General features: G+C 62.1%; 25 protein-coding genes. 15 read left to right on the top strand and 10 right to left on the bottom strand.

The window, feature by feature from the left end:
* The first annotated feature begins 51 nt into the window (after window positions 1-51).
* Window positions 52-576 carry a hypothetical protein gene (locus AB4874_RS10195; protein ID WP_368391909.1) on the top strand — a complete coding sequence of 175 codons (525 nt, stop codon included), beginning with the start codon at window positions 52-54 and terminating at the stop codon, window positions 574-576.
* Here the strand turns inward: AB4874_RS10195 and AB4874_RS10190 are convergent.
* Genes AB4874_RS10190 through panB form a run of 3 tightly spaced genes read right to left on the bottom strand, consistent with a single transcriptional unit; the run spans window position 561 to window position 2,740 of the window.
* Window positions 561-1,064, bottom strand: coding sequence for an acyl-CoA thioesterase (locus AB4874_RS10190; protein ID WP_368391908.1), 504 nt, complete (start codon window positions 1,062-1,064; stop codon window positions 561-563). The two genes, AB4874_RS10195 and AB4874_RS10190, sit on opposite strands and share 16 nt — an antisense overlap.
* 15 nt (window positions 1,065-1,079) lie before the next feature.
* Window positions 1,080-1,919, bottom strand: coding sequence for a pantoate--beta-alanine ligase (panC, locus tag AB4874_RS10185; RefSeq protein WP_368391907.1), 840 nt, complete (start codon window positions 1,917-1,919; stop codon window positions 1,080-1,082).
* Entirely contained in the window at window positions 1,916-2,740 is an 825-nt protein-coding gene (panB, locus tag AB4874_RS10180; protein WP_368391906.1) for a 3-methyl-2-oxobutanoate hydroxymethyltransferase, read from the bottom strand. The genes panC and panB overlap by 4 nt, the downstream gene beginning before the upstream one ends.
* Before the next feature lie 209 nt (window positions 2,741-2,949).
* Here panB and AB4874_RS10175 point away from each other — a divergent pair, with 209 nt between their 5' ends.
* Both AB4874_RS10175 and AB4874_RS10170 read left to right on the top strand, forming a co-directional pair.
* Complete coding sequence (locus AB4874_RS10175) at window positions 2,950-4,422, top strand: ABC transporter substrate-binding protein (protein ID WP_368391905.1); 1,473 nt, start codon at window positions 2,950-2,952, stop codon at window positions 4,420-4,422.
* A 127-nt stretch (window positions 4,423-4,549) separates the two neighbouring features.
* Entirely contained in the window at window positions 4,550-6,070 is a 1,521-nt protein-coding gene (locus AB4874_RS10170) for a bifunctional metallophosphatase/5'-nucleotidase (RefSeq protein ID WP_368391904.1), read from the top strand.
* A 75-nt stretch (window positions 6,071-6,145) separates the two neighbouring features.
* Here the strand turns inward: AB4874_RS10170 and AB4874_RS10165 are convergent, their stop codons facing one another.
* Window positions 6,146-6,715, bottom strand: coding sequence for a carboxymuconolactone decarboxylase family protein (locus AB4874_RS10165; RefSeq protein WP_368391903.1), 570 nt, complete (start codon window positions 6,713-6,715; stop codon window positions 6,146-6,148).
* A 128-nt stretch (window positions 6,716-6,843) separates the two neighbouring features.
* Here AB4874_RS10165 and AB4874_RS10160 point away from each other — a divergent pair, with 128 nt between their 5' ends.
* Window positions 6,844-7,470 carry a TetR/AcrR family transcriptional regulator gene (locus tag AB4874_RS10160; protein WP_295535177.1) on the top strand — a complete coding sequence of 209 codons (627 nt, stop codon included), beginning with the start codon at window positions 6,844-6,846 and terminating at the stop codon, window positions 7,468-7,470.
* A gap of 54 nt (window positions 7,471-7,524) precedes the next feature.
* Here AB4874_RS10160 and AB4874_RS10155 read toward each other — a convergent pair whose 3' ends face one another.
* Window positions 7,525-8,448, bottom strand: a complete 924-nt coding sequence (locus tag AB4874_RS10155) for a L,D-transpeptidase (RefSeq protein WP_368391902.1) — start codon at window positions 8,446-8,448, stop codon at window positions 7,525-7,527.
* 170 nt (window positions 8,449-8,618) lie between these two features.
* Between AB4874_RS10155 and AB4874_RS10150 the strand changes: the two genes are divergently transcribed.
* The 7 genes from AB4874_RS10150 to AB4874_RS10120 are packed head-to-tail and all read left to right on the top strand — an operon-like array spanning window position 8,619 to window position 16,750.
* Window positions 8,619-9,563, top strand: coding sequence for an ABC transporter permease (locus AB4874_RS10150; protein ID WP_368392042.1), 945 nt, complete (start codon window positions 8,619-8,621; stop codon window positions 9,561-9,563).
* Entirely contained in the window at window positions 9,560-10,375 is an 816-nt protein-coding gene (locus AB4874_RS10145; RefSeq protein WP_368391901.1) for an ABC transporter permease, read from the top strand. The genes AB4874_RS10150 and AB4874_RS10145 overlap by 4 nt, the downstream gene beginning before the upstream one ends.
* Window positions 10,372-11,955 carry an ABC transporter ATP-binding protein gene (locus AB4874_RS10140; protein ID WP_368391900.1) on the top strand — a complete coding sequence of 528 codons (1,584 nt, stop codon included), beginning with the start codon at window positions 10,372-10,374 and terminating at the stop codon, window positions 11,953-11,955. The genes AB4874_RS10145 and AB4874_RS10140 overlap by 4 nt, the downstream gene beginning before the upstream one ends.
* Window positions 11,952-13,397, top strand: a complete 1,446-nt coding sequence (locus tag AB4874_RS10135; protein WP_368391899.1) for an aldehyde dehydrogenase family protein — start codon at window positions 11,952-11,954, stop codon at window positions 13,395-13,397. The genes AB4874_RS10140 and AB4874_RS10135 overlap by 4 nt, the downstream gene beginning before the upstream one ends.
* 37 nt (window positions 13,398-13,434) lie before the next feature.
* Window positions 13,435-14,175 carry an SDR family oxidoreductase gene (locus AB4874_RS10130; protein WP_368391898.1) on the top strand — a complete coding sequence of 247 codons (741 nt, stop codon included), beginning with the start codon at window positions 13,435-13,437 and terminating at the stop codon, window positions 14,173-14,175.
* Between the two features lie 49 nt (window positions 14,176-14,224).
* On the top strand, window positions 14,225-15,235 hold the full coding sequence (locus AB4874_RS10125; protein ID WP_368391897.1) for a P1 family peptidase: 1,011 nt from the start codon (window positions 14,225-14,227) through the stop codon (window positions 15,233-15,235).
* Between the two features lie 36 nt (window positions 15,236-15,271).
* On the top strand, window positions 15,272-16,750 hold the full coding sequence (locus tag AB4874_RS10120; RefSeq protein ID WP_295534643.1) for an NAD-dependent succinate-semialdehyde dehydrogenase: 1,479 nt from the start codon (window positions 15,272-15,274) through the stop codon (window positions 16,748-16,750).
* Window positions 16,751-16,813: 63 nt separating this feature from the next.
* Here the strand turns inward: AB4874_RS10120 and AB4874_RS10115 are convergent, their stop codons facing one another.
* The 5 genes from AB4874_RS10115 to AB4874_RS10095 are packed head-to-tail and all read right to left on the bottom strand — an operon-like array spanning window position 16,814 to window position 22,617.
* On the bottom strand, window positions 16,814-17,020 hold the full coding sequence (locus AB4874_RS10115) for a formate dehydrogenase subunit delta (protein WP_038132645.1): 207 nt from the start codon (window positions 17,018-17,020) through the stop codon (window positions 16,814-16,816).
* On the bottom strand, window positions 17,017-17,787 hold the full coding sequence (gene fdhD / locus AB4874_RS10110) for a formate dehydrogenase accessory sulfurtransferase FdhD (protein ID WP_368391896.1): 771 nt from the start codon (window positions 17,785-17,787) through the stop codon (window positions 17,017-17,019). Before fdhD ends, AB4874_RS10115 begins: the two co-directional genes overlap by 4 nt.
* The gene (gene fdhF / locus AB4874_RS10105; RefSeq protein ID WP_368391895.1) at window positions 17,784-20,648 is read right to left on the bottom strand and encodes a formate dehydrogenase subunit alpha; all 2,865 of its coding nucleotides are present in this window, start codon (window positions 20,646-20,648) and stop codon (window positions 17,784-17,786) included. Before fdhF ends, fdhD begins: the two co-directional genes overlap by 4 nt.
* Entirely contained in the window at window positions 20,645-22,168 is a 1,524-nt protein-coding gene (locus AB4874_RS10100; RefSeq protein ID WP_368391894.1) for a formate dehydrogenase beta subunit, read from the bottom strand. The genes fdhF and AB4874_RS10100 overlap by 4 nt, the downstream gene beginning before the upstream one ends.
* Entirely contained in the window at window positions 22,165-22,617 is a 453-nt protein-coding gene (locus AB4874_RS10095) for a formate dehydrogenase subunit gamma (RefSeq protein ID WP_368391893.1), read from the bottom strand. The genes AB4874_RS10100 and AB4874_RS10095 overlap by 4 nt, the downstream gene beginning before the upstream one ends.
* A 144-nt stretch (window positions 22,618-22,761) precedes the next feature.
* Here AB4874_RS10095 and AB4874_RS10090 point away from each other — a divergent pair, with 144 nt between their 5' ends.
* From AB4874_RS10090 to AB4874_RS10075, 4 genes are read left to right on the top strand one after another with little or no spacing between them, the layout of a single operon-like run.
* Window positions 22,762-23,601: a S49 family peptidase gene (locus AB4874_RS10090; protein WP_368391892.1), complete on the top strand. Its 840-nt coding sequence runs from the start codon at window positions 22,762-22,764 to the stop codon at window positions 23,599-23,601.
* A 19-nt stretch (window positions 23,602-23,620) separates the two neighbouring features.
* The gene (locus AB4874_RS10085; RefSeq protein WP_368392046.1) at window positions 23,621-23,779 is read left to right on the top strand and encodes a hypothetical protein; all 159 of its coding nucleotides are present in this window, start codon (window positions 23,621-23,623) and stop codon (window positions 23,777-23,779) included.
* Complete coding sequence (locus tag AB4874_RS10080; protein WP_295534662.1) at window positions 23,776-24,732, top strand: calcium/sodium antiporter; 957 nt, start codon at window positions 23,776-23,778, stop codon at window positions 24,730-24,732. Before AB4874_RS10085 ends, AB4874_RS10080 begins: the two co-directional genes overlap by 4 nt.
* On the top strand, window positions 24,729-25,505 hold the full coding sequence (locus AB4874_RS10075; protein WP_368391891.1) for an SDR family oxidoreductase: 777 nt from the start codon (window positions 24,729-24,731) through the stop codon (window positions 25,503-25,505). Before AB4874_RS10080 ends, AB4874_RS10075 begins: the two co-directional genes overlap by 4 nt.
* Window positions 25,506-25,685 lie beyond the last annotated feature (180 nt).

The raw sequence follows: 25,685 nt of genomic DNA, 5'->3' as shown, positions 1-25,685 counted from the left end.
CCGGCACTGATGCTAGCATCAAAGCGAAACAGATCGGACCAATTTCCAAAGATGCATTTCAGACGCCTCGCCTATCTGGCGCTGACAATTGCCCTAGGCTTGCCAGCGGGGTATCTGCTGCACGAAAGCTATCACCATAGCCGCCGCGATCCAGCTCGCGAGATATTTTCGATGTTCGAAGAGCGCTGTCTGCCAAAGCTGTATGGTGCCCCCGAAGACCACCAAGGTTTGATCGAAGCACCGATGTCGCTCCACTATACGGATTTCATCGACCCGCTCAGCCGCTTCTCATTGGCAGAAAATAGCAATGACTACAGCGTGGAAGACCTCTTTTCCCCGATCGACGCCAAGCAGGCGCGGGAACTGGCGGCCCTTGCTAGAGCGCGTATCCCTGAACTCATTGGACTTGCTGAAAGCCACGACATCGACCCCATCGGCGACATGGCGATTGGCTGGATGCAGGGTGAACCTGGATCGCCTGAACGCTGGGGCGTCACCTTGTTTCGCTTCGGACCTGGGATGCTTTCACTGTCGTTGCACCTACCCGCAGAGTTGCGCCCTCAATCCTCACTATGATCCGCTGCAGCCTGCATTTTATCGGCGAATTCCCGGCGCAATTCGCGGCGTAGTTCCGCCGCGCGCCAGCGGTGTTTTTCCTCGCGCGTCTCGGGAGCCAGCTTGGGCACGGCGACGGGCTTGCCGTTCGCATCCACCGCGACCATCGTGAAATAGCAGCTATTGGTGTGGCGGCGCGTGCCTGCGGTGATATTCTCGGCCTCAACGCGAATGCCGATCTCCATCGAGGTGCGCCCCGTATGGTTGACGCTGGCGCGAAACGTCACCAGTTCGCCCACGTTGATCGGTTGCTGAAAGGTCACCTGATCAACGCTCAGCGTCACCGCATATTGGCGCGAGTAGCGCGAGGCGAGCGAGAAGGCCACGCGATCAAGCCATGCCAGCAACGCCCCGCCATGCACTTTGCCCGAAAAATTCGCCTGATCGGGCGTCATCAGCACCGACATTTCCAGCTGTTTGCGTTCTTCCGGGCTTAGCGGGGTCGTCATGGCATTCCTTTCAGATCAAACCGCGATATTGTCGATCAAGCGCACATCGGCCAGCCAAAGCGCAACCAGCATGCGCACGGGCTGTGACAAATCGGACGCGGGGCGAAGGCCATCCACGGTGCGCAATTCCAGATATTCGATATCGCGAAACCCGGCCTCAAGCAGCGCGGCCTGCGCATCCATCAGCGCCGCTTGCACCGCCTTGCCCTCGCGCATGTCACTCGCGGCCGCTTGCATCACCGCATGCAAAACGGGTGCGACGGCACGCTCCGCCGCGCTGAGGCGCACATTGCGCGACGACATCGCCAGCCCGTCTTCCTCGCGGATTGTGGGGCAGCCGATGATGCGCACGGGAATGTTAAGATCGCGCACGAAACGCTGCACGACCTGCAATTGCTGCCAGTCCTTTTCGCCAAAAAACGCGCGCCCTGCCTGCGTCATGCCAAACAGTTTTGAACAGACCGTGGCGACCCCGTCGAAGTGACCGGGGCGAAACGTGCCCTCCAGCGGTTCGGTGATGCCGCTGACCGTGACGGTGGTGGCGAAGCCGTCCGGGTAAACCTCATCAACGCCGGGCGCGAACAGCACATCGACGCCCTCGCTATCGAGCAGCGCCAGATCATGCGCCTCATCGCGGGGGTATTTTTCCAGATCCGAGGCATTGTTGAACTGCATCGGATTGACGAAAACCGTCACGATCACGCGGTCGGACTGTTCGCGTGCGGCCCGTGCAAGGCTTAGGTGCCCCTCATGCAGCGCGCCCATCGTCGGCACCACGCCCACCAGCATCCCCGAGCGTTTCCACCCCGCCACCTTCTCGCGCAGCTCATCGGCACTGCGGATGACTTCGGTCATTTTTTCACCTCATCGGCAAAGACATGTTCCGGACCGGGGAAGCTGCGCGCACGCACCTCGGCGGCATAATCAGAAACGGCCTGATCGGCAGCCTCGCCCAGCGCGCCAAAGCGTTTGACGAATTTCGGTTTGAACTCGGTGAACAGCCCCAGCATGTCGTCAACCACAAGCACCTGTCCGTCACAGCCTGCCCCAGCACCGATGCCCACGGTGGGAATGGCAATCTCGGCAGTGATCTGATCGGCCAAGCCTTGGGGCACCTTTTCCAGCACGACCGAGAACGCCCCGGCATCCGCCACCGCGCGCGCATCTGCGATCAGGCGCGCACGATCTTCGCCCCGCCCCTGCACCTTGTAGCCGCCCAGCGTGTTCACCGATTGCGGCGTCAGCCCGATATGCGCCATCACCGGAATGCCACGCGCGACCAGAAAGGCGATGGTTTCGGCCATATGCTGACCGCCTTCCAGCTTGACCGCGCCGGCCCCAGTCTCGGCCATCAGGATTGCGGCATTGGCGAAGGCCTGCTGCGGGCTTTCCTCGTAGCTGCCAAAGGGCATGTCGATCACCATCAGCGCGTTTTGCAGACCTCGCGCCACTGCCTGCCCGTGCATCACCATCATCTCCATCGTGACGCCAAGGGTCGAGGGCAGCCCGTGCAGCACCATGCCCACGGAATCGCCCACCAGCACCAGATCGCAATGTGGATCGACCACCTTGGCAATCGGCGTGGTATAAGCGGTCAGGCACACGATAGGGGCCCCGCCCTTCATCGCGACGATATCTGCGGGCATTTTCTGCCGCGTGTTTGAGCTGGCACTCATGGTCGATCCTCCCTTGCCTTTGGGTCAAATATCTAGCGGTTCAGACCCCGTGAGGGAAGATAACATTGCTGCAACGCGGCGTTACAGGGCAAAGCGGCGTGAAAATTCCCCCCGAGCTATCGCGATTGATTGCCCCGCCGTGATGCCACTTGATCACGAGGCAAAACCCGCCGATCATCTGGAGATTCAATGCTATCGGAGTGAGCCTCATGAAGATGCGCCTTTTTACTGCCCTTGCCGTGCTTGCGCTATCGGCCACCACAGCTTGGGCCGCGAAGGATACGATCACGCTGGGCATGGTGCTGGAGCCGCCAAACCTTGACCCGACCGCCGGGGCCGCTGCCGCGATCGACGAGGTGGTTTATGCCAATGTGTTTCAGGGTCTGACACGGTTTGGCCCTGACGGTTCAATCCGACCAGACCTGGCCAAAAGCTGGGATATTTCCGGCGATGGGCTGAGCTATACCTTTCATTTACAAGATGGCGTGACCTTTCAAGACGGGTCGCGTTTTGACGCTGAGGATGTGAAATTCTCGCTTGATCGTGCCCGCGCGGAGGATAGCGCGAATGCGCAAAAGGCGCTGTTTACCGGGATCGAAAGCGTCGATGCGCTTGATCCGCTGACGGTCAAGCTGACGCTCAAGGCCCCCGATGGTGCGCTGCCGTTCAAGCTGGCTTGGGGCGATGCCGTGATGGTCGCGCCTGAAAGTGCCGATCAAAACGCCACCCATCCCATCGGCACCGGCCCGTTCATGTTCAAGGATTGGGCGCAGGGCGATCATATTACGCTAAGCGCCTATGAGGGCTATTGGGGCCCCCAGCCGAAACTGCGCGAGGCGACGTTTCGCTTTATTTCCGACCCGACGGCGGCATTCGCGGCGATGATGGCAGGCGATGTCGATGCCTTCCCGAACTATCCCGCGCCCGAAACGGCAGCGCAATTCAAATCCGATCCGCGCTTTAAGCTGATCATCGGCTCGACCGAGGGCGAGACGATTTTGGCGATGAACGAGCGCAACGCACCGCTCAACGATATTCGTGTGCGTGAGGCTATCGCCCATGCAATCAACCGCAAAGACCTGATTGATGGTGCGATGTTTGGCTATGGCACGCCGATTGGCACCCATTTCGCGCCGCATAACCCGGCCTATGTCGATCTGACCGCATTATCGAATTACGACCCCGAAAAATCCAAAGCGCTGCTGAAAGAGGCGGGCGTAAGCAATCTGAAGCTGCGCCTCGCGCTACCGCCGCCCTCTTACGCGCGCCGCTCGGGCGAGATCATTCAAGCGGAACTGGCCGCCGTGGGTATTCAGACCGAGATCACCAACATGGAATGGGCCGATTGGCTCGAACGGGTGTTCAAGGGCCATGATTACGACCTTTCCATCGTCAGCCATACCGAGCCGATGGATATCGGCATCTACGCCCGGCCCGACTACTATTTCGGCTATCACAGCGAGAAATTCGATGCGGTGATGGCGGAGTTGGAGAAAACCTCGGACGCGGCCAAGCGCACCGAATTGTTGCAAGACGCCCAGCGCATTTTGGCGCAGGATTACGCCAATGGGTTCTTGTTCCAACTGCCCAAGATCGGCGTGGCGAATGCCAAGATCGAAGGCTTGTGGGAAAACGCGCCCACGCAGGCGAATGATCTGACGGCGGTTTATTGGGAGGAGTAATCGACACGCCGCCGTCATCCATGACGGCTAGTGAAATGCTTGCCAGATTTTTCAGTCTGGCGTCTGATCAAGTCACAGCCCCAACCAAGCGGGCTAACCAACAAATATCAATTTCAAGGAGTCCAATATGACCCGAACCAAGCGCCACCTCGCCAGCCTGATGCTGGGGGCCGCCACCCTTTGCCTGATGGGCACCGCACCCGCGCGCGCCGAAACCGTCAAGCTGACCATCCTTGGCGTCGGTGACATCTATAATTTCGACGGGGATGGCCAGCGCGGCGGTTTCGCACGCCTCAACGCAGTGGCCAAGAAAGAGCGCGCCGACAATCCAAACACGCTTTACGTTTTTGACGGTGACATGCTGTCGCCTTCGCTGCTTTCCGGCATCGACGAGGGGCAAAATACGATTGATCTGACCAATCTCGTGCCCTTCGATATCGCGGTGCCGGGCAACCACGAGTTTGATTTCGGACCGGCCAATTTCGAACAGAAGATGGCGGGATCGAAATATCCTTGGGCCGCGATCAATATCACGCAGGCCGATGGCTCGCCGATCAAGGGGCTTGGCGGGGTGATGACCAAAGAGATCGGCGGCCTGAAAGTCGCGCTGATCCCGGTCGCGCAAGACACCACCCCCGAGGTCGCCAATTCCGGCGATCTGGTCTTTGAACCCACCGTCGACACCGCCATTGCGGCTGCCAAGAAAGCCCGCGAGGACGGGGCGGATCTGGTGATCGGCGTGGTTCAGACCGATCAGAGCAATGACCGCAAACTGATCGCGAGCCAGGATTTCGATGTCATCATGTCGGGCGACGATCACCTCAACGCGATGTTTTATGACGGGATCACCGCCTATGTCGAAACTTCGATTGACGCACGCTACCTGCAGCCGCTCGATCTGACGGTTGATGTGTCTGAGAAAGACGGCAAACGTAAAATCAGCTGGACGCCCTCCTTCCGCTGGATCGACACTGCCGATGTGACGCCCGACCCGGAGTCGATGCAACTTGTTGACGGGTTCAAGAAGCAGCTTGATGACAATCTGGGACAGGTGATCGGCACGTCTGAGGGACCGCTGGATTCGCGGCGCAACGTCGTGCGCTCGCAAGAAAGCGCGATGGGCGATCTGATTGCCGATGCGTTGCGCGATGCGACCAAGGCCGATGTGACGCTGATCAATGGCGGCGGCATTCGCGGCGACACAACCTATGACGCGGGCCACAAGCTGACGCGCAAAGATGTGATGACCGAGCTGCCCTTTGGCAACAAAACCGTCGTGACCGAGATTCCGGGCTCGCAGTTGCTTTCTGCGCTTGAGAATGGCTTCAGCCAGGTCGAAAAGGGCGCAGGCCGCTTCCCGCAAGTCGCGGGCATGGATGTGGTCTATGACCCGAGTGCACCTGCGGGGTCGCGTGTGGCCTCGGTGACGATCGGCGGTCAAGCGCTTGATCCGAACAAGGTCTATAAGGTCGCGACCAACGATTACATGCTGGGTGGCGGCGATGGCTACACCGCACTTGGCGGTGGCAAGGTGATCGTGAATGCGGGCAATGGCAATCTGATGGCCAATGACGTGATGACCTATATCGAGAAGAACGGCACCGTGACGACCAAGCTGGACGGTCGCATTAAAAAGGTCGGCGAGTAAAACCGAACCGACGCTGAAACGATTCGCATCGCCCTTGGCCGCAGCCTTGGGCGATGCTTTTTTGTGCGGATCGACTTAGGCGTTTTCAGCCATTTTTTTCGTCCAACCAAATTTCTGCATCGGCGCATCCACCGGCGTTTGCGCCAGATGGTTGGTGTAGTTCGACATCACCTTTTGCGCGACACCGAGGACCACTTCAAGGATCTGACGCTTGGTATAGCCCGCATCCAGGAACGCTTGCACTTGTGCGTCCGAAACATCGCCACGCTGGCGCACGACCTGCAACGTAAAGGTCCGCAGCGCTTCAAGATGGGCGTTCGGCAGCGGTGTCTCATCGCGCAGCGCGTCGGAAATCGCGTCATCCACCTTCATCATTTTCGCGATGCCGGTATGGGCGGGCACACAGTAATGGCAGGCATGTTCGACATTGATGGCCTGCCAAACGACAGTCAGCTCGTCTTTGTCAAAGCTGGTTTCCTGCGCGAACAAACGGTGCAATTGCTTGTAGCCTTCCAGCAAAGCGGGGGCTTCGGCCATCGTGGCATGCAAACCGGGCAGCCGCCCGAACGCCTTGTTGGAGTCTTCCAAAAGCGCGCGGCTTGCTTGCGGGGCACTTTCGAGCGTGTGGATCGGAAAATCGGTCATGCTTGTCTCCAAGGGAAATTTTTGAGCGATCACTCAAGTTCATTTCTCATCCCTAACTTTACTTGAGCGATCATTCAATATATATTTTGAGTGATCGCTCAAGTATCATCGAACCGGGACCGAAACACATGGCAAGACAGGCCAGCTACGACAGAGAAGCCGTGCTGAAACGCGCGCTCGAACTCTTTTGGGCCAAGGGGTATCACGCGACCTCGCTCAAGGATTTAGAGGTCGCGCTTGATATGCGCCCCGGCTCGATCTACGCGGCCTTCGGGTCCAAAGAGGCGCTCTATGGCGAGACGCTGCGTCTTTATTCGCAGATGTCACAAACCCAATTCGAGGAACTGCTGGCCAAGGCACCGACCCGGTTGGCTGGGCTGGCCGCGCATGTGCGCGCTTTGGGATGCGTCGCGCCCAACAGCGTGCCCTCGCGCGCCTGCATGTTGGTCAAAACCCTGCTAGAAACGCCCGATGATGACCCGGTCTTGCGCCAGTTGACCGAAGACATGATGCGCAAGGTCGAGGTCGCGTTCGCCAATATCTATCGCGCTGCCCGCGACGCCGGAGAAATTCCCGAAACCGCTGACCCCGAGCGACTGGCCAGCCGGTTACAGATCGAGATTTTTGGTCTACGCGCCTATGCGCAGCGCACCGATTCGGGGGCGCGTGTTGCTGCCTTGGCGGATGATATCGCCCGCGACATCGAAGCTTTGGCCATATCCAAGCCCACCACAGCGAACGCCCCCGCACATTAAAAGCGGCGCCGCTTTTACAAACGACGCCGCCAGATCAATGTCACACGCTCTGTCTTAGTTGCTGGCGCTGCAGGGAGCTGTCCCCGGGTAGCCGCAATCAGGAGACTTGGCGGTCTCACCCGACGACCCGACCTGTTCAGCCATTTGCACCGAAGCCTGATGCTGTTCCTGCTCGACCTTATTGGGGTCGGGGATCATCCCGGCTTTCCAAGCCTCTTCATCGGCATTGATCGCAATCTGATTATAGGCCGACACGACATAGCCCGAATGCAGCTGCACCACCGGGCCCTCCATCTGGAGGCTTTCCTCGCGGTTGCGCACCTTCACCTCGGTCCCTTTCGGGATTTTCGAGAACAGGTCGATGATGTCTTGGTTGAACAACCGGATACAACCTGCCGAGGTCGCCCGCCCGATCGAAGACGGGTCCATCGTGCCGTGAATCCGGTAATAGGTGTCCTTGCCGTTTTTATACAAATACAGCGCGCGCGCCCCAAGCGGATTGTCCAGCCCACCGGGCAGACCATCCTTGAGCGGGCCATACAGATCAGGATCTTCCTTGATCATGTTCTGCGTCGGCGTCCAGCTGGGATATTGTTGCTTGCGATCAATCGTCGCGTCTCCGGCAAAGCCCTTGCCCTCACGACCGACGGCCACGCCATAGCGTTCCGCCTCGCCCGGCGCGGTGATGTAATACAAGAACCGCGCAAAAGGATCGACGACGATCGTGCCGACGGCCTCGGGGCCATGATAGGGCACCATCTGGCGGCGGTTCCGCTCGACCAGATAGCGCGGGTTCACAGCCGCAATTTCCTTGCCGTCATCTTCGCGCGCCTGATATTCCGAGGGCACGGCTTTGCTTGACTGCGTGGGCTGGGCATATTGATGCGGCTCGCTTGCACAAGCGGCCAAAGCCCCAAGCGTGGCGAGCATCAATACGGGGCGGGTCACTCGTTTGAATAGCATAGAACTCGCGATCACTTAATTCTTCCTGTCTGTCTGCGGGGCGTACGCAACATCCCCTCGGCCGAGGATCAATGCCTCAGATAGTGCAAAGTTCCCCTAGCTCACATTAACATGAATGTGAACGGGGTATGTCGGCGGGAATCTGCCCCTTGACTGTGCGCAGGCGGCGTCAGACCTTGGCGCTCATGCGCCGCTACCTGATCCGCCGCCTGATTGTGCTATTGGCCAGCCTCTGGGTGGCGAGCGCGGTGATTTTCACCCTTGTCGAAGGCGTGCCCGGCGATCCTGCGAGCTTCATGCTGGGCGTCAACGCCGCACCCGATACGTTGGCAGCATTGCGTGCACAAATGGGGCTCGATCAACCTTTCGTTTGGCGCTACCTGCATTGGCTGGGCGGCTTGCTTAGTGGTGATTTTGGCACGTCGTTTACCTATAAGGTGCCCGTGGCGGGGCTGATTGGCGCGCGGCTGGCGGTCTCGCTGCCGCTGGCGGGGATCGCGCTGTGCCTGTCGGTGGCGCTGGCCTTGCCGATGGGGCTGCTCGCGGCGGCGCGGCGTGCACGGCTTAGCGATGGGGCGGTGATGGCGGGCACGCAGCTCGGCATCGCTGTGCCCAATTTCTGGTTCGCGATGTTGCTGGTGCTGTTGCTGGCGGTGCGCTGGCAATGGTTTCCGGCGGGGGGCTTTCCGGGCTGGTCCGATCCGCTGATGGCTTTGCGTGCGCTGACACTGCCCGCGATCGCGCTGGCACTGCCGCAGGCGGCGATCCTGACACGGGTGCTGCGCTCGGCCCTGATCGAGACCTTGGGCCAAGACTATATCCGCACCGCCCGCGCCAAAGGCCTGAGCCGCGCGCGCGCCCTCACCCGGCACGCCTTGCGCAACGCGCTGATCCCGGTTCTGACGATCTTGGGGCTGCAATTCTCGTTCCTACTGGCGGGCGCGATCATCATCGAAAACGTGTTTTACCTGCCCGGCCTTGGGCGGTTGATCTTTCAGGCGATCACCCAACGCGATCTGATCGTCGTGGAATCGGTGGTGATGATTTTGGTCTTTGCCGTGATCGTGGTGAATTTCCTCACTGATCTGGCCTATGCGGCGGTCGATCCGCGATTGCGCAGGCGCACATGAAGCTGTCGCTGATCATCGGAGGCGTTCTGAGCGGGGCGGCGCTGCTGGCGGCGCTGATCTCGCTGGTCTGGACGCCCTATGATGTGACCGCGCTCGACATTGCGCATAAGCTGCAAGCGCCAAGCGCCGCGCATTGGCTGGGCACCGATCATTTCGGGCGCGATATTGCCTCGATGTTGATGGCGGGCGCACGCACCTCGTTGGCCGTGGCGCTGGTGGCGGTCACGATTGGCATGGGGCTGGGCGTGCCGCTGGGGCTGTGGGCGGCGGCGCGGCGCGGGTCGTGGCTGGATGAGGGGATCATGCGCGCCAATGATCTGATCTTCGCCTTTCCCTCGCTGGTGATCGCGATCCTGATCACCGCGACCTTCGGCCCTTCGGCCACCAATGCGATCATCGCTATCGGCATCTTCAACATCCCCGTTTTCGCACGGGTCACGCGGGCGGGAGCACTGTCGCTTTGGCAGCTGGACTACATCCGCGCCGCGCAAGTCGCAGGCAAGGGGCGCGCGCGGATCTCGGGCGAACATATCCTGCCCAATATCGCCAATCTGCTGATCGTTCAGGGAACGATCCAGTTCAGCCTTGGCATTCTGGCCGAGGCGGGGCTGTCCTATGTCGGGCTTGGCGCGCAGCCGCCCACACCCAGTTGGGGCCGGATGCTGGCCGAGGCGCAGACGATGGTCACCCTCGCCCCGCATGTCGCGATCATGCCGGGACTGGCGATCGTGCTGACGGTATTGGGGCTGAACCTGCTGGGCGACGGGCTACGCGATGCGCTGGATCCACGGTTGCGGGGGCGACTGGCATGACGCTGTTGGCCCTTGATCATCTGAATGTGCAGATCGGCAAACCCGCGATCCTGCGCGATGTCAGCCTGACGCTGTCGCGCGGCGAGATCCTTGGGCTTGTCGGCGAAAGCGGATCGGGCAAGTCTATGACCGCGCTGGCGATCATGGGCCTGCTGCCCGATCGCGCGCGGATTTCGGGCGACATCATGCTGGGTGGTTTGAACCTGCGTCACCGATCAGAACGCGAGATGTGCCAATTGCGCGGCAACGCCATCTCGATGATCTTTCAGGAACCGATGAGCGCGCTCAACCCGATGATGACCATCGGCGATCAGGTCGCGGAAACGCTCATGCTGCACCGCAGAATGCTGCGCAGCGAAGCCCGCAGCATCGCGCGCAAAAAACTGGACCGGGTAGGCCTGCGCGCCCCGCGTTTTCCGCTGACATTATACCCCCATGAACTGTCGGGCGGGCAGCGCCAGCGCGTGGCCATCGCGATGGCGATTGCGCTGCATCCCAAGCTGCTGATTGCGGATGAGCCGACCACTGCGCTCGATGTCACGACCCAGGCCGAAGTCCTCAATCTGCTGCGCGATCTGGCACGCGAAGAGGGCATGGCGCTGATCCTGATCACCCATGATCTGGCGGTCGTCGCGGGCATGGCCGACCGGGTGGCCGTGATGCAAGCGGGCCAAATCGTGGAAACTGCGCCCACCCGGACGCTGTTTCAAAGGCCAGTCGCGCCCTACACCCAAGCGCTGCTTGCCGCCTCGACCCATCAGCCGCCGCTAGCGACGCGCCCAGGAGCCAAGCCGTTGTTACAGGTCGATAACGCCACGCGCATCTACCGTTTGCCGCGCCCCTCGGCCCTTTCGCCCCATCCTGAATTGCGCGCGGTTAATGACGTGTCCTTCACCATCCATGCCGGGGAATCGCTGGGGCTGGTCGGCGAAAGCGGCTGTGGCAAATCCACCCTGACCCGCGCGATCCTTGGCCTTGATGCGCTGCAAGGCGGCGCGATTCATCTGAATGGCCACCCTATCAACCCCGCGATGCCCAGCCCGCAGCGCGCCGATATGCAGATCGTGTTTCAGGACCCTTACGGCTCGTTCAACCCGCGCCAAAAGGTCGAACGGCTGGTGGCCGAACCGTTTCACCTGACGGGGCGGCCCGCCGATTGGCGCGACCGCGTGGCCGAAGCTCTGCGCGAGGTCGGGCTGTCGCCGGACGACAAAAACCGCTTCATCCATGAATTTTCCGGCGGTCAGCGCCAGCGTATCGCGATTGCGCGCGCGTTGATTATCCGCCCGAAGCTGATCGTGCTGGACGAGGCGGTGTCGGCGCTGGATGTGCAGGTGCGCGCGCAGGTGCTGGATCTGCTGAGCGCGCTGCAAGCCACGCATGATCTGGCCTATCTGTTCATCTCGCATGACCTGTCGGTGGTGCGCGCAGTGACCTCGCGCTGCTTGGTGATGAGCGCCGGGCGGATCGTCGAAGAAGGGCCAACCGAGGCGCTCTTCACCGCCCCGCAAAACGCCTATACACAATCTTTGATCGCCGCCACACCGCGCATTCCGCAACATTGGAAGGAGCCTGCATGACCTTGCCGCTTTGGTTCGAGCCGACCGAAATTCTGATCGGCGGGGAATGGTACATGACGCCGGAGACCTTGGCCGTCGAAAACCCCTCGGACGGGGCCGAGATCGCACGGATCGCGCGGGGCCGCGCCGCAGATATCGACGCCGCAGTGGGGGCCGCGCACGCAGCGCTTGAGGGGGACTGGGGGCAGCTCAGCGCCGCCGAGCGCGGACGCCTGTTGCTGGCCATGTCCGCCCGCGTGCTGGAGCGCGCCGAGGCGCTGGCCATTCTGGAGGCAATGGATGTCGGCAAGCCGCTGACACAGGCGCGCGCCGACGTTGTGGCGCTGGCGCGCTACTTGGAATTTTATGGCGGTGCTGCGGATAAGATCATGGGCGAGACGATCCCGTTCCAGCAGGGCTATACCGCGTATACCCTGCGCGAGCCCCATGGTGTGACCGCCCATATCGTGCCGTGGAACTACCCGATGCAGATCATCGGACGCTCGGTCGGGGCGGCGCTGGCGATGGGCAATGCGGCGGTGCTCAAACCCGCCGAGGAAGCCTCGCTTACGGCGCTGGCCTTTGCGCGGATCGCCCATGAGGTGGGCTTGCCCGCGGGTGCGCTCAACATCGTGCCGGGCTTGGGCGAAGAGGCGGGTGCAGCGCTGTCGGCCCATCCCGGCGTAAACCACATTTCTTTCACCGGATCAGTCGCGGTCGGGCAGATGATACAGGGCGCAGCCGCCGCCAATGTCGTGCCCGTGACGTTGGAACTGGGCGGGAAATCCCCGCAGCTTGTGTTTGCCGATGCCGATCTGGATCGCGCGCTGCCGTTCTTGGTGAATGCCGGCATCCAGAATGCCGGCCAGACCTGTTCAGCAAGCTCGCGCATCCTTGTGCAGCGCTCGATTTACGACGCGGTTTTGGATAAGATGGCCGCGCGCTATCGCGATCTTGTGGCCGGGCCCGCAATGTCAGATCGCAATCTTGGGCCGCTGATTTCGGCGCGCCAGAAAGAGACCGTCGAGGGCTATCTGCACCTTGCCGCCGATCTGCCGATCGCCGCGCGCGGTCAGATCGCCCCCGACGCCCCTGAAGGCGGTCATTACGTCGCGCCCACGCTGATCGGCGGTGGCTTTGGTGCGCATCGCTTGGCGCAAGAGGAAATCTTTGGCCCCGCGCAGATCGTGATCCCGTTCGAGGATGAGGAAGAAGCCATCGCGATTGCCAATGGCACCGAATACGGGCTCGTCGCCTCGGTATGGTCCGAGAATGGCGGGCGCACGATGCGGCTGGCGAAACGGTTGCGCGTGGGGCAAGTGTTCTTGAACAATTACGGCGCTGGCGGGGGCGTTGAACTGCCCTTTGGCGGGGTGGGCAAATCCGGCCATGGGCGCGAAAAGGGATTCGAGGCACTTTACGGCTTCTCGAGCCTCAAGACGGTTGCGGCGTGGCACGGATAGGGATTTGATCGCGCAAGAATTTGGGGGGGAGCCCGCGATGAGACTAGAGGGAAAAACCGCGATCGTGACCGGTGCCGCGTCAGGCTTTGGCGCAGGGATTGCGCGACGCTTTGCGGCAGAAGGCGCACGCGTGATGGTGGCCGATCTGAACGGCGCGACCGCGCAATCGGTGGCGGATGAGATTGGTGGGATCGCTTGTGAGGTCGATGTCAGCCGCGATGCCTCGGTCCAAGCGATGGCTCAGGCCGCGCAGAAAGCTTGGGGCCGGATCGACATTTTGGTCAATAATGCAGGCACCACCCATCTGCCCAAGCCGATGGATGAGGTGAGCGAAGAGGAATTCGACCGCGTGCTCGCAGTGAACGCGAAATCGGTTTATCTGAGCGCGCGTCATATCGTGCCGCTGATGAAGGCTGCCGGGACTGGCGCGATCCTGAATGTCGCCTCGACCGCCGGGGTCAGCCCGCGCCCCAACCTGAGCTGGTATAACGCCTCCAAGGGCTGGATGATTACGGCGACCCGCGCGATGGCGGTGGAACTGGCCCCGATGGGCATCCGCGTGAACGCGATCAACCCTGTGGCGGGCGAGACGCCCTTGCTGAAAAGCTTCATGGGCGAGGATACGCCCGAAATTCGCGCGAAATTCTTGGCGACGATCCCGCTGGGGCGCTTCTCGACACCCGAGGACATGGCCAATGCGGCGTTGTTTTTGTGTTCAGATGAGGCCAGCATGATCACGGGCGTTGCATTGGAAGTGGATGGCGGACGCTGCATTTGACCTCGTGCCGGGGGCGCAGCCCCCGGACCCCCGGAGTATTGAGGGCTAGATGAAACAAGGGCCAAGAAACCTGATTACCGATGTCGAGGGGTTGCTTGTGGGCAATGCCCAAGATGCGGTTTTGCGTTCGGGTGTGAGCGTGTTGACCGGCGCGCGCCCGTTCACGGCGGGGCTGCATGTGATGGGCGGAGCGCCGGGCACACGCGAGAGCGATTTGCTGGCGCCCGACCGGCTGGTGCAGGAGGTTGACGCGCTGGTTCTCTCGGGCGGCTCGGCCTTTGGGCTGGCGGCTTGCGATGGGGTGATGGCGGGGCTGCGCGCACAGGGGCGCGGGTTCGCGGTGGGCGATCAGCGCGTGCCGATTGTGCCCGGTGCGATCCTGTTTGATTTGCTCAATGGCGGGAATAAGGATTGGCAGAACACCCCTTATCCTGCGCTGGGACTGGAGGCGTTGCAGGCGGCAAGCGACAGGTTTGCGCTTGGCACAGCGGGTGCGGGGTTTGGCGCGATGACGGGCACGCTGAAGGGCGGGTTGGGATCAGCCTCGGCAGTGCTGGACAGCGGGCTGACGGTCGGCGCGCTGGTGGCGGTGAATGCCTTGGGGGCGGTGAACGTGGGCGGGAACGCGCAGTTCTGGGCCGCGCCGTGGGAGATCGGCGCGGAGTTTGGCGGGCTTGGCGCCGCGCACGCCCATGATCCGCATTTCGAGCCCGAACCCGCCAAGCGCGCGGGCGAGGCCACAACGATTGCAATTATCGCCACTGACGCGGCACTGGATCAGGCGCAAGTGACGCGGATGGCCACGGCGGCACATGACGGGATGGCGCGCGCGATCCATCCCTCGCACAGCCTGCTGGATGGCGATCTGGTCTTTGGCGCCGCGACCGGAGCGAAACCGCTGGCCGATCCGCTGCGCGACATGTTCCAGCTAGGTCATGCCGCCGCTTGCGTGCTTGCCCGCGCGATTGCGCGCGCCATTTATGAAGCCAAGGCGATGCCGGGCGATCTGCAGCCCTGCTGGCAGGATGTTTATGGAACACAAATGCGGGCCACTCATTGAGCCTGCAAAGACGCACCGAAACCTTAGGAGGCCCCCATGCTTGACGACAAAACCGATCTGAAATCGATCCTCAAAGACCCCACGCTGCTGGCAAGCAAGGCGTTTGTAGCAGGCGACTGGGTGGATGCCGATGATGGTGCGACCTTTGATGTCACCAATCCCGCGCGCGGCGATGTGATCTGCACCGTGCCCGATCTGGGGCGCGCAGAGACCGCGCGCGCCATTGAAGCCGCGCGGATCGCGATGAAGGCTTGGGCTGCGCGCACCGGCAAGGAGCGCGCGCAGGTGCTACGCAAATGGTTCGATCTGATGATGGAGAACCAAGACGATCTGGGCGCGATCCTGACCGCCGAGATGGGAAAGCCGCTGGCCGAGGCCAAGGGCGAGGTGGCCTATGGCGCAGGCTTCATCGAGTGGTTCGGCGAAGAGGCCAAGCGCGTTTACGGCGAGACCATCCCCGGCCACATGCCTGACAAGCGCATCACCGTTATCAAGCAACCGATTGGCGTTGTCGGCTCGATCACGCCGTGGAACTTTCCCAATGCGATGATTGCGCGCAAGGCGGGGCCTGCGCTGGCCGTGGGCTGTGGGTTTGTGTGCCGTCCGGCATCCGAAACCCCGCTTTCTGCGCTGGCGATGGCGGTGCTGGGTGAACGCGCGGGCCTGCCCAAGGGGATCTTGTCGGTCGTGACCTCAAGCAAAGCGTCTGATATCGGCAAGGAGTTCTGCGAGAACCCGACCGTGCGCAAGCTGACCTTTACCGGCTCGACCGAGGTGGGGCGCATCTTGCTGCGGCAAGCTGCCGATCAGGTGATGAAATGCTCGATGGAGCTGGGCGGCAACGCACCGTTTATCGTGTTTGATGATGCCGATCTGGATGCGGCTGTGCAGGGCGCGATGGCCTCGAAGTTCCGCAACAATGGCCAGACCTGCGTCTGCGCCAACCGGATTTATGTGCAGGCGGGGGTGTATGACGCCTTCGCCCAAAAGCTTGCCGATGCGGTCAATGCCCTGAAGGTGGGCGACGGGCTGGAAGAGGGCACCGATGCCGGGCCGCTGATCAACGAGAAGGCCGTCGTGAAGGTGCAAGAGCACATCAAGGATGTGGTCGATCACGGCGGCAAGGTCGTCACCGGCGGCGCGCGTCATTCCAAGGGTGGCACCTTCTTTGAGCCGACGGTTCTCACGGGGGTGACGCAGGATATGAAGGTCTCGACCGAAGAGACATTCGGCCCCGTCGCACCGCTGTTCAAATTCGAGACGGAGCAAGAGGCAATCGACAAGGCCAATGCCACGATCTTCGGACTGGCGAGCTATTTCTACGCCCGCGATGTTGGGCGCATCACGCGCGTGCAAGAAGGGCTAGAATACGGGATTGTCGGCGTGAATACCGGCATCATCTCGACCGAGGTCGCGCCCTTTGGCGGGGTCAAGCAATCGGGTCTTGGGCGCGAAGGCTCCCATCACGGGATCGAGGATTATCTCGAGATGAAATATATCTGCCTGTCGGTTTGATCCCTTAGAATCAGGCGTTGTCCCCGTTTGCACCGACTAGGATCGGTGCGGGGGCTGCGCCGCTCAGGCTGGGCGACGGATCTCTGGCAAGGCGGCTGTAACCAGCGGATGCAGCGCCTGTTCAGGCGCGCCATCGAGGAATTGCGCGCGCATCGCAGGGGCCCAGTTGGCGTTGATATGATCGGCCACGGCGCGCGCCTGATCCCCCGGCTGGCTTTCAAAAAACATCGCGATCTGATTGGCCATATGGCCGAGTTTCTCGGGGCTCATGATATAGCCTCCTGCGGCTGGGTGAATATGGCAAGCCTGCGCCCGGCCCGTGCGATCAGGGTCAGGCCAGCGGCCTCGGCCTCGGTCACCGCAAGGGCCGTGGGGGCAGACGGGCCAGCAATCACCGGGATGCCGTAAATCGCGGCCTTTTGCACCAGATCGACCGACAGCCGCGAGGTCATCACCAGCGCGCCGCTTGCGCCAGCGATGCCAGCACGCGCGAGCGCCCCGATCAGCTTGTCCAGCGCATTGTGGCGACCCACATCCTCGCGCAACGCCACGATCCCGCGACCGGGCTGCCAGAACGCGCTGGCATGGGCGGCGCGGGTTTCGTCTTGCAGGGGTTGTTGGTCGCGCAGGGCGTCAATCGCCTCATGAGCCTGCTGAGGTGTGATCTGCCAAGCTGGCGGGCGCGCGCGCGGCAGGCTGCGCCGCGCCTGTTCGAGCTGCTCGATCCCGCAGAGCCCACAACCGACCGGACCGATCGTCGCCCGCCGACGTTCGGCAAAACGCGCACCAGCGGGGGCGGCAAGCCAGCTGCGCAACTCGACCCCGGCCTCTTGCCGGACGATCTCGTGGCGGGTGATCTCGGCGGGTGCTTCGATCAGCCCCTCGCTCAGCGCAAAGCCCAAGGCGAAATCCTCAAGATCGCCCGGCGAGGCCATCATCACCGCCTGCGCGACCCCGTCATAAACCAGCGCTACCGGCACTTCCTGTGCCAGTTGCACGCGCCCGCCACCGGGCAAAGTCCAATTGCTTACGCTCATTGTGCGGGCTCGATCTGGCGCGTCAAAACGCTTTGCGCCTCGTAAAGTTCTTGCCAGCTCGACGGGCCATTGGACAGCGCCACCTGCACCGCCGTGACCTTGTACTCCGGGCAGTTCGTGGCCCAATCGGAATTGTCGGTGGTCACCACATTGGCCTGCGTGTCGGGGTGGTGGAAGGTGGTATAAACCACGCCGGGCGAGACCCGATCCGTCAGCGTCACACGCAAGGACGTCTCCCCCGCGCGTGAGGCCAGACGCACCCAATTCCCATCCGAAATGCCACGCGTTTCCGCGTCATGGGGGTGCATTTCCAGCAGATCCTCGCCATGCCAAACCGAGTTTTCGGTCCGCCGGGTCTGCGCGCCCACGTTATATTGCGACAGGATACGCCCGGTCGTCAGCAGCAGCGGGAAACGCGGACCGGTGCGTTCCTCTGTTGCGATATAGGCGGTGCGGATGAAGCGCCCCTTGCCGCGCACGAACCCGTCGATATGCATCACCGGCGAGCCCTCGGGATGGGCCGCGTTGCAGGGCCATTGGATCGAGCCTTGCGCATCGAGCAGCTCATAGGTGACGCCTGCGAAACTTGGCGTGGTACGCGCAATTTCATCCATGATTTGCGAGGGATGCGTATAGTTCCAATCCGCGCCCAGCGCATTGGCAAGCGCCTGCGTGACCTCCCAATCGGCCAGCCCGGCCTTGGGGGCCATTACGCGGCGCACCGGGTTGATCCGGCGCTCGGCATTGGTGAAGGTGCCGTCCTTTTCAAGGAATGTCGAGCCGGGCAAGAACACATGCGCATAGCGCGCAGTCTCGTTGAGAAACAGGTCGTGCACGATCACGCAATCCATCGCCTCGAGCCCGGCCGCGACATGGCGCGTATCGGGATCGGATTGCAAGATATCCTCGCCCTGAATGTAGAGCGCCTTGAAATCGCCCGACACGGCAGCATCCAGCATATTGGGGATGCGCAGGCCCGGCTCGGGGTCCAGCGTGGTGTTCCACTCAGCCTCGAACATTGCGCGCGCGCCGTCATCGGAGACATGGCGATACCCCGGCAATTCATGCGGGAAGCTGCCCATATCGCAACTGCCCTGCACGTTGTTCTGGCCACGCAGAGGGTTCACGCCCACACCGGGACGCCCGATATTGCCGGTCATCATCGCGAGATTCGCAATCGCGATCACGGTGGTTGAGCCTTGGGAATGTTCGGTCACGCCCAGCCCGTAATAGATCGCCCCATTCGGCGCGCGGGCATAGGTGCGCGCGGCTTGGCGCAGCGTCTCGGCGGGCACGCCAGTCAACTCGGTCACCGCCTCGGGGGAGTGGGCGGGATCTGCGGCGAATTCGGCGTAATCGGCCCATTCGTCCCAGTCGCAACGCGCGCGGATAAAGGCCTCATCAAACAGCCCCTCGGTCACGATCACATGGGCCAGCGCGGTCAGCACCGCCACGTTCGTGCCCGGGCGCAGCGGCAGGTGCAGCCCCTCGCCCATATGCGGGGTTTCCAGCAGGTCGATCCGGCGCGGGTCCACCACGATCAGCGAGGCCCCCTGACGCATGCGCTTGCGCAAACGCGAGGCAAAGACCGGGTGGCCATCGGTCGGGTTCGCCCCGATCACCACGGCGCAATCCACCTGCTCGACAGAGTCGAAATCCTGCGTGCCCGCCGAGGTGCCAAAGGTCTGCTTCAGCCCGTAGCCGGTGGGCGAGTGACAGACCCGCGCGCAGGTATCGGTGTTGTTCGTGCCCATCACGGCGCGCGCGAGTTTCTGCACGAGGAAGGTTTCCTCATTGGTGCAGCGTGACGAGGTGATGACGCCGACGGAATCCTTGCCGTGTTCGGCTTGCGCGCGCTTGATGCCTTTTGCGGAGAATTCCAGCGCCTCGTCCCAGCTTACCTCGCGCCAGGGATCGGTGATGGCGTCGCGGATCATCGGCTGCAAGATCCGGTCTTCGTGATTGGCATAGCCCCAGGCAAAGCGCCCCTTCACGCAGGAATGACCCCGGTTCGCCTTGCCCTCTTTCCATGGCACCATGCGCACCAGCTGATCGCCGCGCATCTGCGCCTCAAAGCTACAGCCCACACCGCAATAGGCGCAGGTGGTCACCACAGCGCGCTCGGGCGTGCCGATTTCCTCGACGGTTTTCTCCTGCAAGGTCGCGGTCGGGCAGGCCTGCACGCAAGCCCCACAACTGACGCAATCGGAGTTCAGGAAATCACCCGTGCCCGTCGAGATACGCGCGTCAAAGCCGCGCCCCTCGACCGTCAGCGCGAAGGTGCCTTGCACCTCTTCACAGGCGCGCACGCAGCGCATGCAGACGATGCATTTTGCCGGGTCATATGAGAAATACGGGTTGGAGCCGTCCTTGGCGATGTAGCGCGGGTTTTCGCCCTCAGCAGCACGGGTTTCGAAATGGTTTTCGCCCGCCGCATAACGCACATCGCGCAAGCCCACCGCGCCCGCCATATCCTGCAATTCACAATCGCCATTGGCCGCACAGGTAAGACAATCGAGCGGATGATCCGAGATATAGAGCTCCATCACGCCACGGCGCAGACGGCCCAACTGCTCGGTCTGGGTCTTGACCACCATACCTTCGCGCACCGGGGTCGTGCAGGAGGCCGGCGTGCCGCGCATGCCCTCGATCTCGACCACGCAGAGCCGGCAGGACCCGTAGGCGTCCAGCATGTCGGTGGCGCACAGCTTGGGCACGCTGATCCCGGCCTCAGCAGCGGCGCGCATCACGCTGGTGCCTTCCGGGACGGTGATCGTCATGCCGTCGATGGTCAGACAAACGGGCGCGCCCGATTTCGCAGGCGTGCCCTTGTCCTTTACGGGGATAATGAAGTCTTTCATTCCGCAGCCTCCCGCAAAGGGGTGAATTCGTTAGGGAACAGTCGGATCGCCGAGCGCACCGGGTAGGGCGTGAAGCCCCCCATCGCGCATAGCGATCCCTTTTCCATAATCTCGCACAGATCCTGCAACAAAGCGATTGCCTGCGCGTCCCCCGCCGCGATCCGGTCCAGCGTTTCCATGCCCCGCACCGCGCCGATCCGACAGGGCGTGCATTTCCCGCAGCTTTCAATTGCGCAGAATTCCATCGCGTAGCGCGCAAGCGCCAACATGTCCGCCGTTTCGTCATGCACGACGAACCCGGCATGACCAACCAGACCGCCCTGCTCGGCGAAGGCCTCGTAGCAGATCGGCAGATCGAAATCCTCAGCCCCGTGATAGGCCCCCAAGGGCCCGCCCACCTGCACCGCCTTGAAGGGCCGCCCCGAGGCCGTGCCGCCGCCGATATCGTTGACCAGCTCACCCAAAGTCAGGCCAAAGCCGGTTTCAAACAGACCGCCATGAGCAACATTGCCCGCGATCTGGATCGGGATCGTGCCGCGCGAACGCCCAAGGCCGAACGCGGCATAGGCCGCCCCGCCATGCGCCATGATCCACGGCACAGCCGCGAGCGACAGGACGTTATTCATCACCGTGGGCTTGCCAAATGCCCCTTCGAGCGCGGGCAGAGGCGGCTTGGCGCGCACCATGCCGCGCTTGCCCTCCAGTGAGTTCAACAGCGAGGTCTCCTCGCCGCAGATATAGGCCCCCGCGCCTACGCGGACCTCAAGGTCAAAGCGCGGCCCCTGCCCCAGCAGCGCAGGACCGATGATCCCGGCATCACGGGCGCTGACAATCGCGGTCTCGAACACGCGGATCGCGTCCGGGTATTCCGAGCGGATATAGACAAAGCCCTTGGTTGCCCCCACAGCCAGCGCAGCAATCGCCATGCCTTCGATCAGGCAGAACGGGTCGCCCTCCATCAACATGCGATCGGCAAACGAGCCGCTATCGCCCTCATCGGCGTTGCACACGATGTATTTCTGCGCGGCATTTGCGTCTGCGACCGTCTTCCATTTGGTCCCGGTCGGAAAGCCAGCCCCGCCGCGACCGCGCAGGCCCGACGCCGTGATTTCCTCAATCGTAGCACCGGCACCGATCTCTAGCGCGCGCCGCAGCCCCAGCCAGCCCTCAGCGGCCTCGTAATCGGCCAGAGACAACGGGTCATTGCGCCCACAACGCGCGAAGGTCAGCCGCGACTGGCGCGCGAAGAAAGGGATATCCTCGACCGGGCCAAGCGCCTTGGGATGGGGGCCATCCTCGAACAGGGCGGGCACGTCTTCGGGGGTCATCGGGCCAAAGCCATGACGCAGACCGTCGATCTCGATCTCGACCAGCGGCTCAAGCCAGACCATGCCGCGTGTGCCGTTGCGAATGATCGTGACCTCGCGTCCCCGCAGCCCCGCCGCCGAAGCAATCGCGGCGACGACGTCATCTGCCCCACAGGCTTTCGCTGCTGCATCGCCGGGAACCCAGATCTTCATGCCGCAACCTCCGCAACCAAGGCCTCAAGACGTGCCACGCTAGCGCGCCCAACCAACTGCCCATCAACCTGCGCGGCAGGCGCACAGGCGCAGAGGCCAAGGCAATAGACCGCCTCTAAAGTGACATCGCCTTTGGTCTGCCCCAGCTTCACGCCCAAGGCCGTTTCCAACCGCGCGATCAGATCGGCGCCCCCCATCGACTGGCAGGCCTCGGCCCGGCAGACCTTGATGACATGACGCCCCGCAGGGGCATCGCGGAAATCATGGTAAAACGATACCACGCCCGCCACCTCGGCCCGGCTCAGGCGCAACGCATCAGCAATCGGCTGATACGAAGCCTCGGGCACATGGCCGAACGCCGCCTGCACGTCATGCAAAATCGGCAGCAGCGCCCCCTCGCGCCCGCGATGAACCGCAAGGATTTCGGCCAGCCTGTCATTGATTTCCATAGCATCCTCCAGGCCCCATATTGTGACCAGCTTGCACCGACTGACAAGTCACGGATCTGACAATCGCGCACAGGCGCGGTTCGGATACGTCATTTGCCGCGCCTGCGCTTGCACGGGCGGGGGGGAGCCTCTACATCCCTAGGCATGAAATTGATCCAACGCCTCCCCTTCGTCAAGAAACCGCCCTTTGTTGCCGTGCTGCGGCTGCAAGGCGCGATTGGTATGTCCCGCCCCGGATCTCCGGGCCTGTCCGATGCCGCGATGGCACCGCTGATCGAGCGGGCTTTCGCGCGGGGCAAGCCTGCGGCGGTGGCGCTGCTGATCAATTCCCCCGGCGGATCGCCGGTGCAATCCTCGCTGATCGCGGGGCGCATTCGTCGCCTCGCGGATGAGAAAAAGATCCCCGTGCATGCCTTTGTCGAGGATGTGGCCGCCTCGGGGGGCTATTGGCTGGCCTGTGCCGCCGATAACATCTGGGCCGATACGACCTCGGTTGTCGGGTCAATCGGGGTGATTTCGGCCAGTTTCGGGCTTGATCAATTCATTGGCAAATACGGGATCGAGCGGCGCGTACACACTGCGGGTGGCTCAAAAAGTTTCATGGACCCGTTCCGCCCCGAAAAGGACGAGGATGTGGCCCGCCTGAAGCGGCTGCTTGAGGACATGCATATCAGCTTCAAAGAGCACGTCACCGCGCGGCGCGGCACGAAACTGGCCAGCGATCGGGATATGTTCACCGGCGATATCTGGACCGGGCGGCAGGCTTTGGCAGAAAATACCGGGCTGATCGACGGGATCGGCCATGTCGTGCCCAAGCTCAAAGAGCTGTATGGCGATGACATCCGCATGCTCGATTACGCGCCCAAACGCTCGTTCTTCCGCCGCTTTGGCGTGCAGCTTGGGACCGAGATCGCGACCGGGGCAACGGGTGCGATGTTTGCCTCCGCTGAGGAGCGCGCGATGTGGGCGCGCTACGGGCTGTAGCGGCATGTTGATCAAAGGCATGACCCTGTTTCTCGTCGTGATGGCGGTGATGGCAATGTTTGGCAAGCTGCGCATTCCGGGCACCAAAGGCAGCAAGCTGTCTGGGCGCTGTCCGGATTGCGGCCGCCCCAAGATTGGCCGCGCCCCCTGCCCGTGCAAAAAAGGGCGGCGTGGATGATCTGGGATGTTGGGTATATCGCGGTCGGGCTGGTTTTTCTGGTTCTGGCCGGAGACCTGCTTGTCAAAGGCGCAGTGGCGCTGTCGCTGCGTTTCGGCATTCCGGCGCTGATCGTGGGCCTGACGGTTGTGGCCTTTGGCACCTCGGCCCCCGAGCTGATGGTGTCGGTCGCCGCCGTGCTGGATCACGCGCCCACGCTGGCACTGGGCAATGTCGTGGGTTCGAACATTGCCAATATCTTGTTGGTTCTGGGCTTGCCGGCCATCATCTCGGCCATTCGCACCGACGAGCAGGACATGCGCGAAAGCTTTGTTCTAATGATCGGGGCGACCGTGCTGTTCATCATCGTGGCCTATCTTGGCCCGATCGGATGGCCGCACGCGCTGGTGCTGCTTTCGGGCTTGGGCGTGATCCTGTTTCGCCAAATCCGCGAGGCCTTGGCCCACCGCGCCAATCGCGAGCCCGATGATGAGATCGCTTCGGTCGACCCTCACACACCGGGCTGGCGGATTTCGCTGCTGTTGCTGGCCGGGCTTGTCGGGCTGCCGATTGGCGCAGATCTGCTGGTGGAGGGTGCCAGCAATATCGCCTCGGCAATGGGGGTTTCGGATGCGGTCATCGGCCTGACACTGGTGGCGCTGGGCACGTCCTTGCCGGAATTGGCGACGTCGGTCACAGCCGCTATCAAAGGGCGCTCTGATGTGGCGCTGGGCAATGTCGTCGGCTCTAACATCTTCAATTTGCTGTGCATTATCGGTGTAGCAGGAATGTTTGGCAAAATCCCGGTACCCGCCCAAATGCTGCATTTCGACTTGTGGGTGATGTTGGGCGCCTCGGTCGTGCTGGCCCCCTTCATCTTTGGTAACCGTAAGATCGGGCGCTGGGTTGGCGTGGCATTTACGCTCGCCTATCTGGTCTATATCGTCGCGCTATTGCTTGGAGGTCGGGTATGAAGCGGGCTTTGATCACAGGCGGGGCAAAGCGGCTGGGCCGCGCGATGGCGCTGTATCTGGCGGGGCGCGGTGTTGACGTGGCGATCCATTATTACGGCTCAGAAGCGGAGGCCGAGGCCACTGCCGCCGAGGCGCGCGCCAAGGGTGTGCGGGCCGAAATTTTGCAGGCCGATCTGCTGGATGAGGGCGCAACCGCCGATCTGGTCGCACGCGCGGCACAAGCACTGGATGGGCCGCTTGATGTGCTCATCAACAACGCCTCGATCTTTGAATATGACACGCTGAAATCCGCAAGCCGCGAAAGCTGGGATCGTCACTTTGAGTCCAATCTGCGCGCGCCTTTCGTGCTGATGCAACATTTCGCCGCGCAGGCCCCCAAGGCCGAAACGGTCGAAGGCGAGCCGCGCGCGCGCGCGATGGTGCTCAATATGCTCGATCAGCGGGTGCGCAAACTCACGCCCGAATTCATGACCTATACGCTGGCCAAAATGGGGCTGTGGACGCTGACCCAGACTGGGGCGCAAGCGTTGGCACCCGATATTCGCGTCAATGCGATCGGCCCCGGCCCGACCCTGCAAGGCGCCCGCCAATCTACAGAGCATTTCACCAAGCAACGCGCAGCCACGATCCTGCAGCGGGGCGCAAACCCCGATGAAATCTGTGCCGCTTTGGGCTATTTTTTGGATGCGCCCGCAGTGACGGGGCAGTTGTTATGCGTGGATGGCGGGCAGCATCTGGGCTGGAAAACACCCGATGTTCTGGGCCCCGAGTAAGATGCTTTCTAGAGTCTCAGCGACAAGTTGTGCACTTTCACTGCGGCCTTTACGTATCTGTTACAAAAGTCTTAAATTTTTCAATAGCTTGGGTGATGTTGAAAAAGTTTCCATTTCTTTTCAACCGCTTATCTATGTGCCCATTTTTTGGGCAAACCAGCTTTTGATCAAGGTTCCAAG

Origin of the sequence: Thioclava arctica, assembly GCF_040892615.1 — a bacterium.
In the GTDB taxonomy this organism is placed as follows: domain Bacteria; phylum Pseudomonadota; class Alphaproteobacteria; order Rhodobacterales; family Rhodobacteraceae; genus Thioclava; species Thioclava arctica.
This window is presented reverse-complemented; position numbering and strand designations above follow the sequence as displayed.

Coding starts and splice junctions, on each gene's coding strand:
- AB4874_RS10125 (WP_368391897.1), top strand. CDS start 14,225: ATGAAACAAGGGCCAAGAAACCTGATTACCGATGTCGAGGGGTTGCTT.
- AB4874_RS10135 (WP_368391899.1), top strand. CDS start 11,952: ATGACCTTGCCGCTTTGGTTCGAGCCGACCGAAATTCTGATCGGCGGG.
- AB4874_RS10195 (WP_368391909.1), top strand. CDS start 52: ATGCATTTCAGACGCCTCGCCTATCTGGCGCTGACAATTGCCCTAGGC.
- AB4874_RS10170 (WP_368391904.1), top strand. CDS start 4,550: ATGACCCGAACCAAGCGCCACCTCGCCAGCCTGATGCTGGGGGCCGCC.
- AB4874_RS10165 (WP_368391903.1), bottom strand. CDS start 6,715: ATGACCGATTTTCCGATCCACACGCTCGAAAGTGCCCCGCAAGCAAGC.
- AB4874_RS10175 (WP_368391905.1), top strand. CDS start 2,950: ATGAAGATGCGCCTTTTTACTGCCCTTGCCGTGCTTGCGCTATCGGCC.
- AB4874_RS10140 (WP_368391900.1), top strand. CDS start 10,372: ATGACGCTGTTGGCCCTTGATCATCTGAATGTGCAGATCGGCAAACCC.
- AB4874_RS10095 (WP_368391893.1), bottom strand. CDS start 22,617: ATGGAAATCAATGACAGGCTGGCCGAAATCCTTGCGGTTCATCGCGGG.
- AB4874_RS10080 (WP_295534662.1), top strand. CDS start 23,776: ATGATCTGGGATGTTGGGTATATCGCGGTCGGGCTGGTTTTTCTGGTT.
- AB4874_RS10130 (WP_368391898.1), top strand. CDS start 13,435: ATGAGACTAGAGGGAAAAACCGCGATCGTGACCGGTGCCGCGTCAGGC.
- AB4874_RS10120 (WP_295534643.1), top strand. CDS start 15,272: ATGCTTGACGACAAAACCGATCTGAAATCGATCCTCAAAGACCCCACG.
- AB4874_RS10160 (WP_295535177.1), top strand. CDS start 6,844: ATGGCAAGACAGGCCAGCTACGACAGAGAAGCCGTGCTGAAACGCGCG.
- panB (WP_368391906.1), bottom strand. CDS start 2,740: ATGAGTGCCAGCTCAAACACGCGGCAGAAAATGCCCGCAGATATCGTC.
- panC (WP_368391907.1), bottom strand. CDS start 1,919: ATGACCGAAGTCATCCGCAGTGCCGATGAGCTGCGCGAGAAGGTGGCG.
- AB4874_RS10115 (WP_038132645.1), bottom strand. CDS start 17,020: ATGAGCCCCGAGAAACTCGGCCATATGGCCAATCAGATCGCGATGTTT.
- AB4874_RS10190 (WP_368391908.1), bottom strand. CDS start 1,064: ATGACGACCCCGCTAAGCCCGGAAGAACGCAAACAGCTGGAAATGTCG.
- AB4874_RS10145 (WP_368391901.1), top strand. CDS start 9,560: ATGAAGCTGTCGCTGATCATCGGAGGCGTTCTGAGCGGGGCGGCGCTG.
- fdhF (WP_368391895.1), bottom strand. CDS start 20,648: ATGAAAGACTTCATTATCCCCGTAAAGGACAAGGGCACGCCTGCGAAA.
- AB4874_RS10090 (WP_368391892.1), top strand. CDS start 22,762: ATGAAATTGATCCAACGCCTCCCCTTCGTCAAGAAACCGCCCTTTGTT.
- AB4874_RS10150 (WP_368392042.1), top strand. CDS start 8,619: ATGCGCCGCTACCTGATCCGCCGCCTGATTGTGCTATTGGCCAGCCTC.
- fdhD (WP_368391896.1), bottom strand. CDS start 17,787: ATGAGCGTAAGCAATTGGACTTTGCCCGGTGGCGGGCGCGTGCAACTG.
- AB4874_RS10085 (WP_368392046.1), top strand. CDS start 23,621: ATGACCCTGTTTCTCGTCGTGATGGCGGTGATGGCAATGTTTGGCAAG.
- AB4874_RS10100 (WP_368391894.1), bottom strand. CDS start 22,168: ATGAAGATCTGGGTTCCCGGCGATGCAGCAGCGAAAGCCTGTGGGGCA.
- AB4874_RS10075 (WP_368391891.1), top strand. CDS start 24,729: ATGAAGCGGGCTTTGATCACAGGCGGGGCAAAGCGGCTGGGCCGCGCG.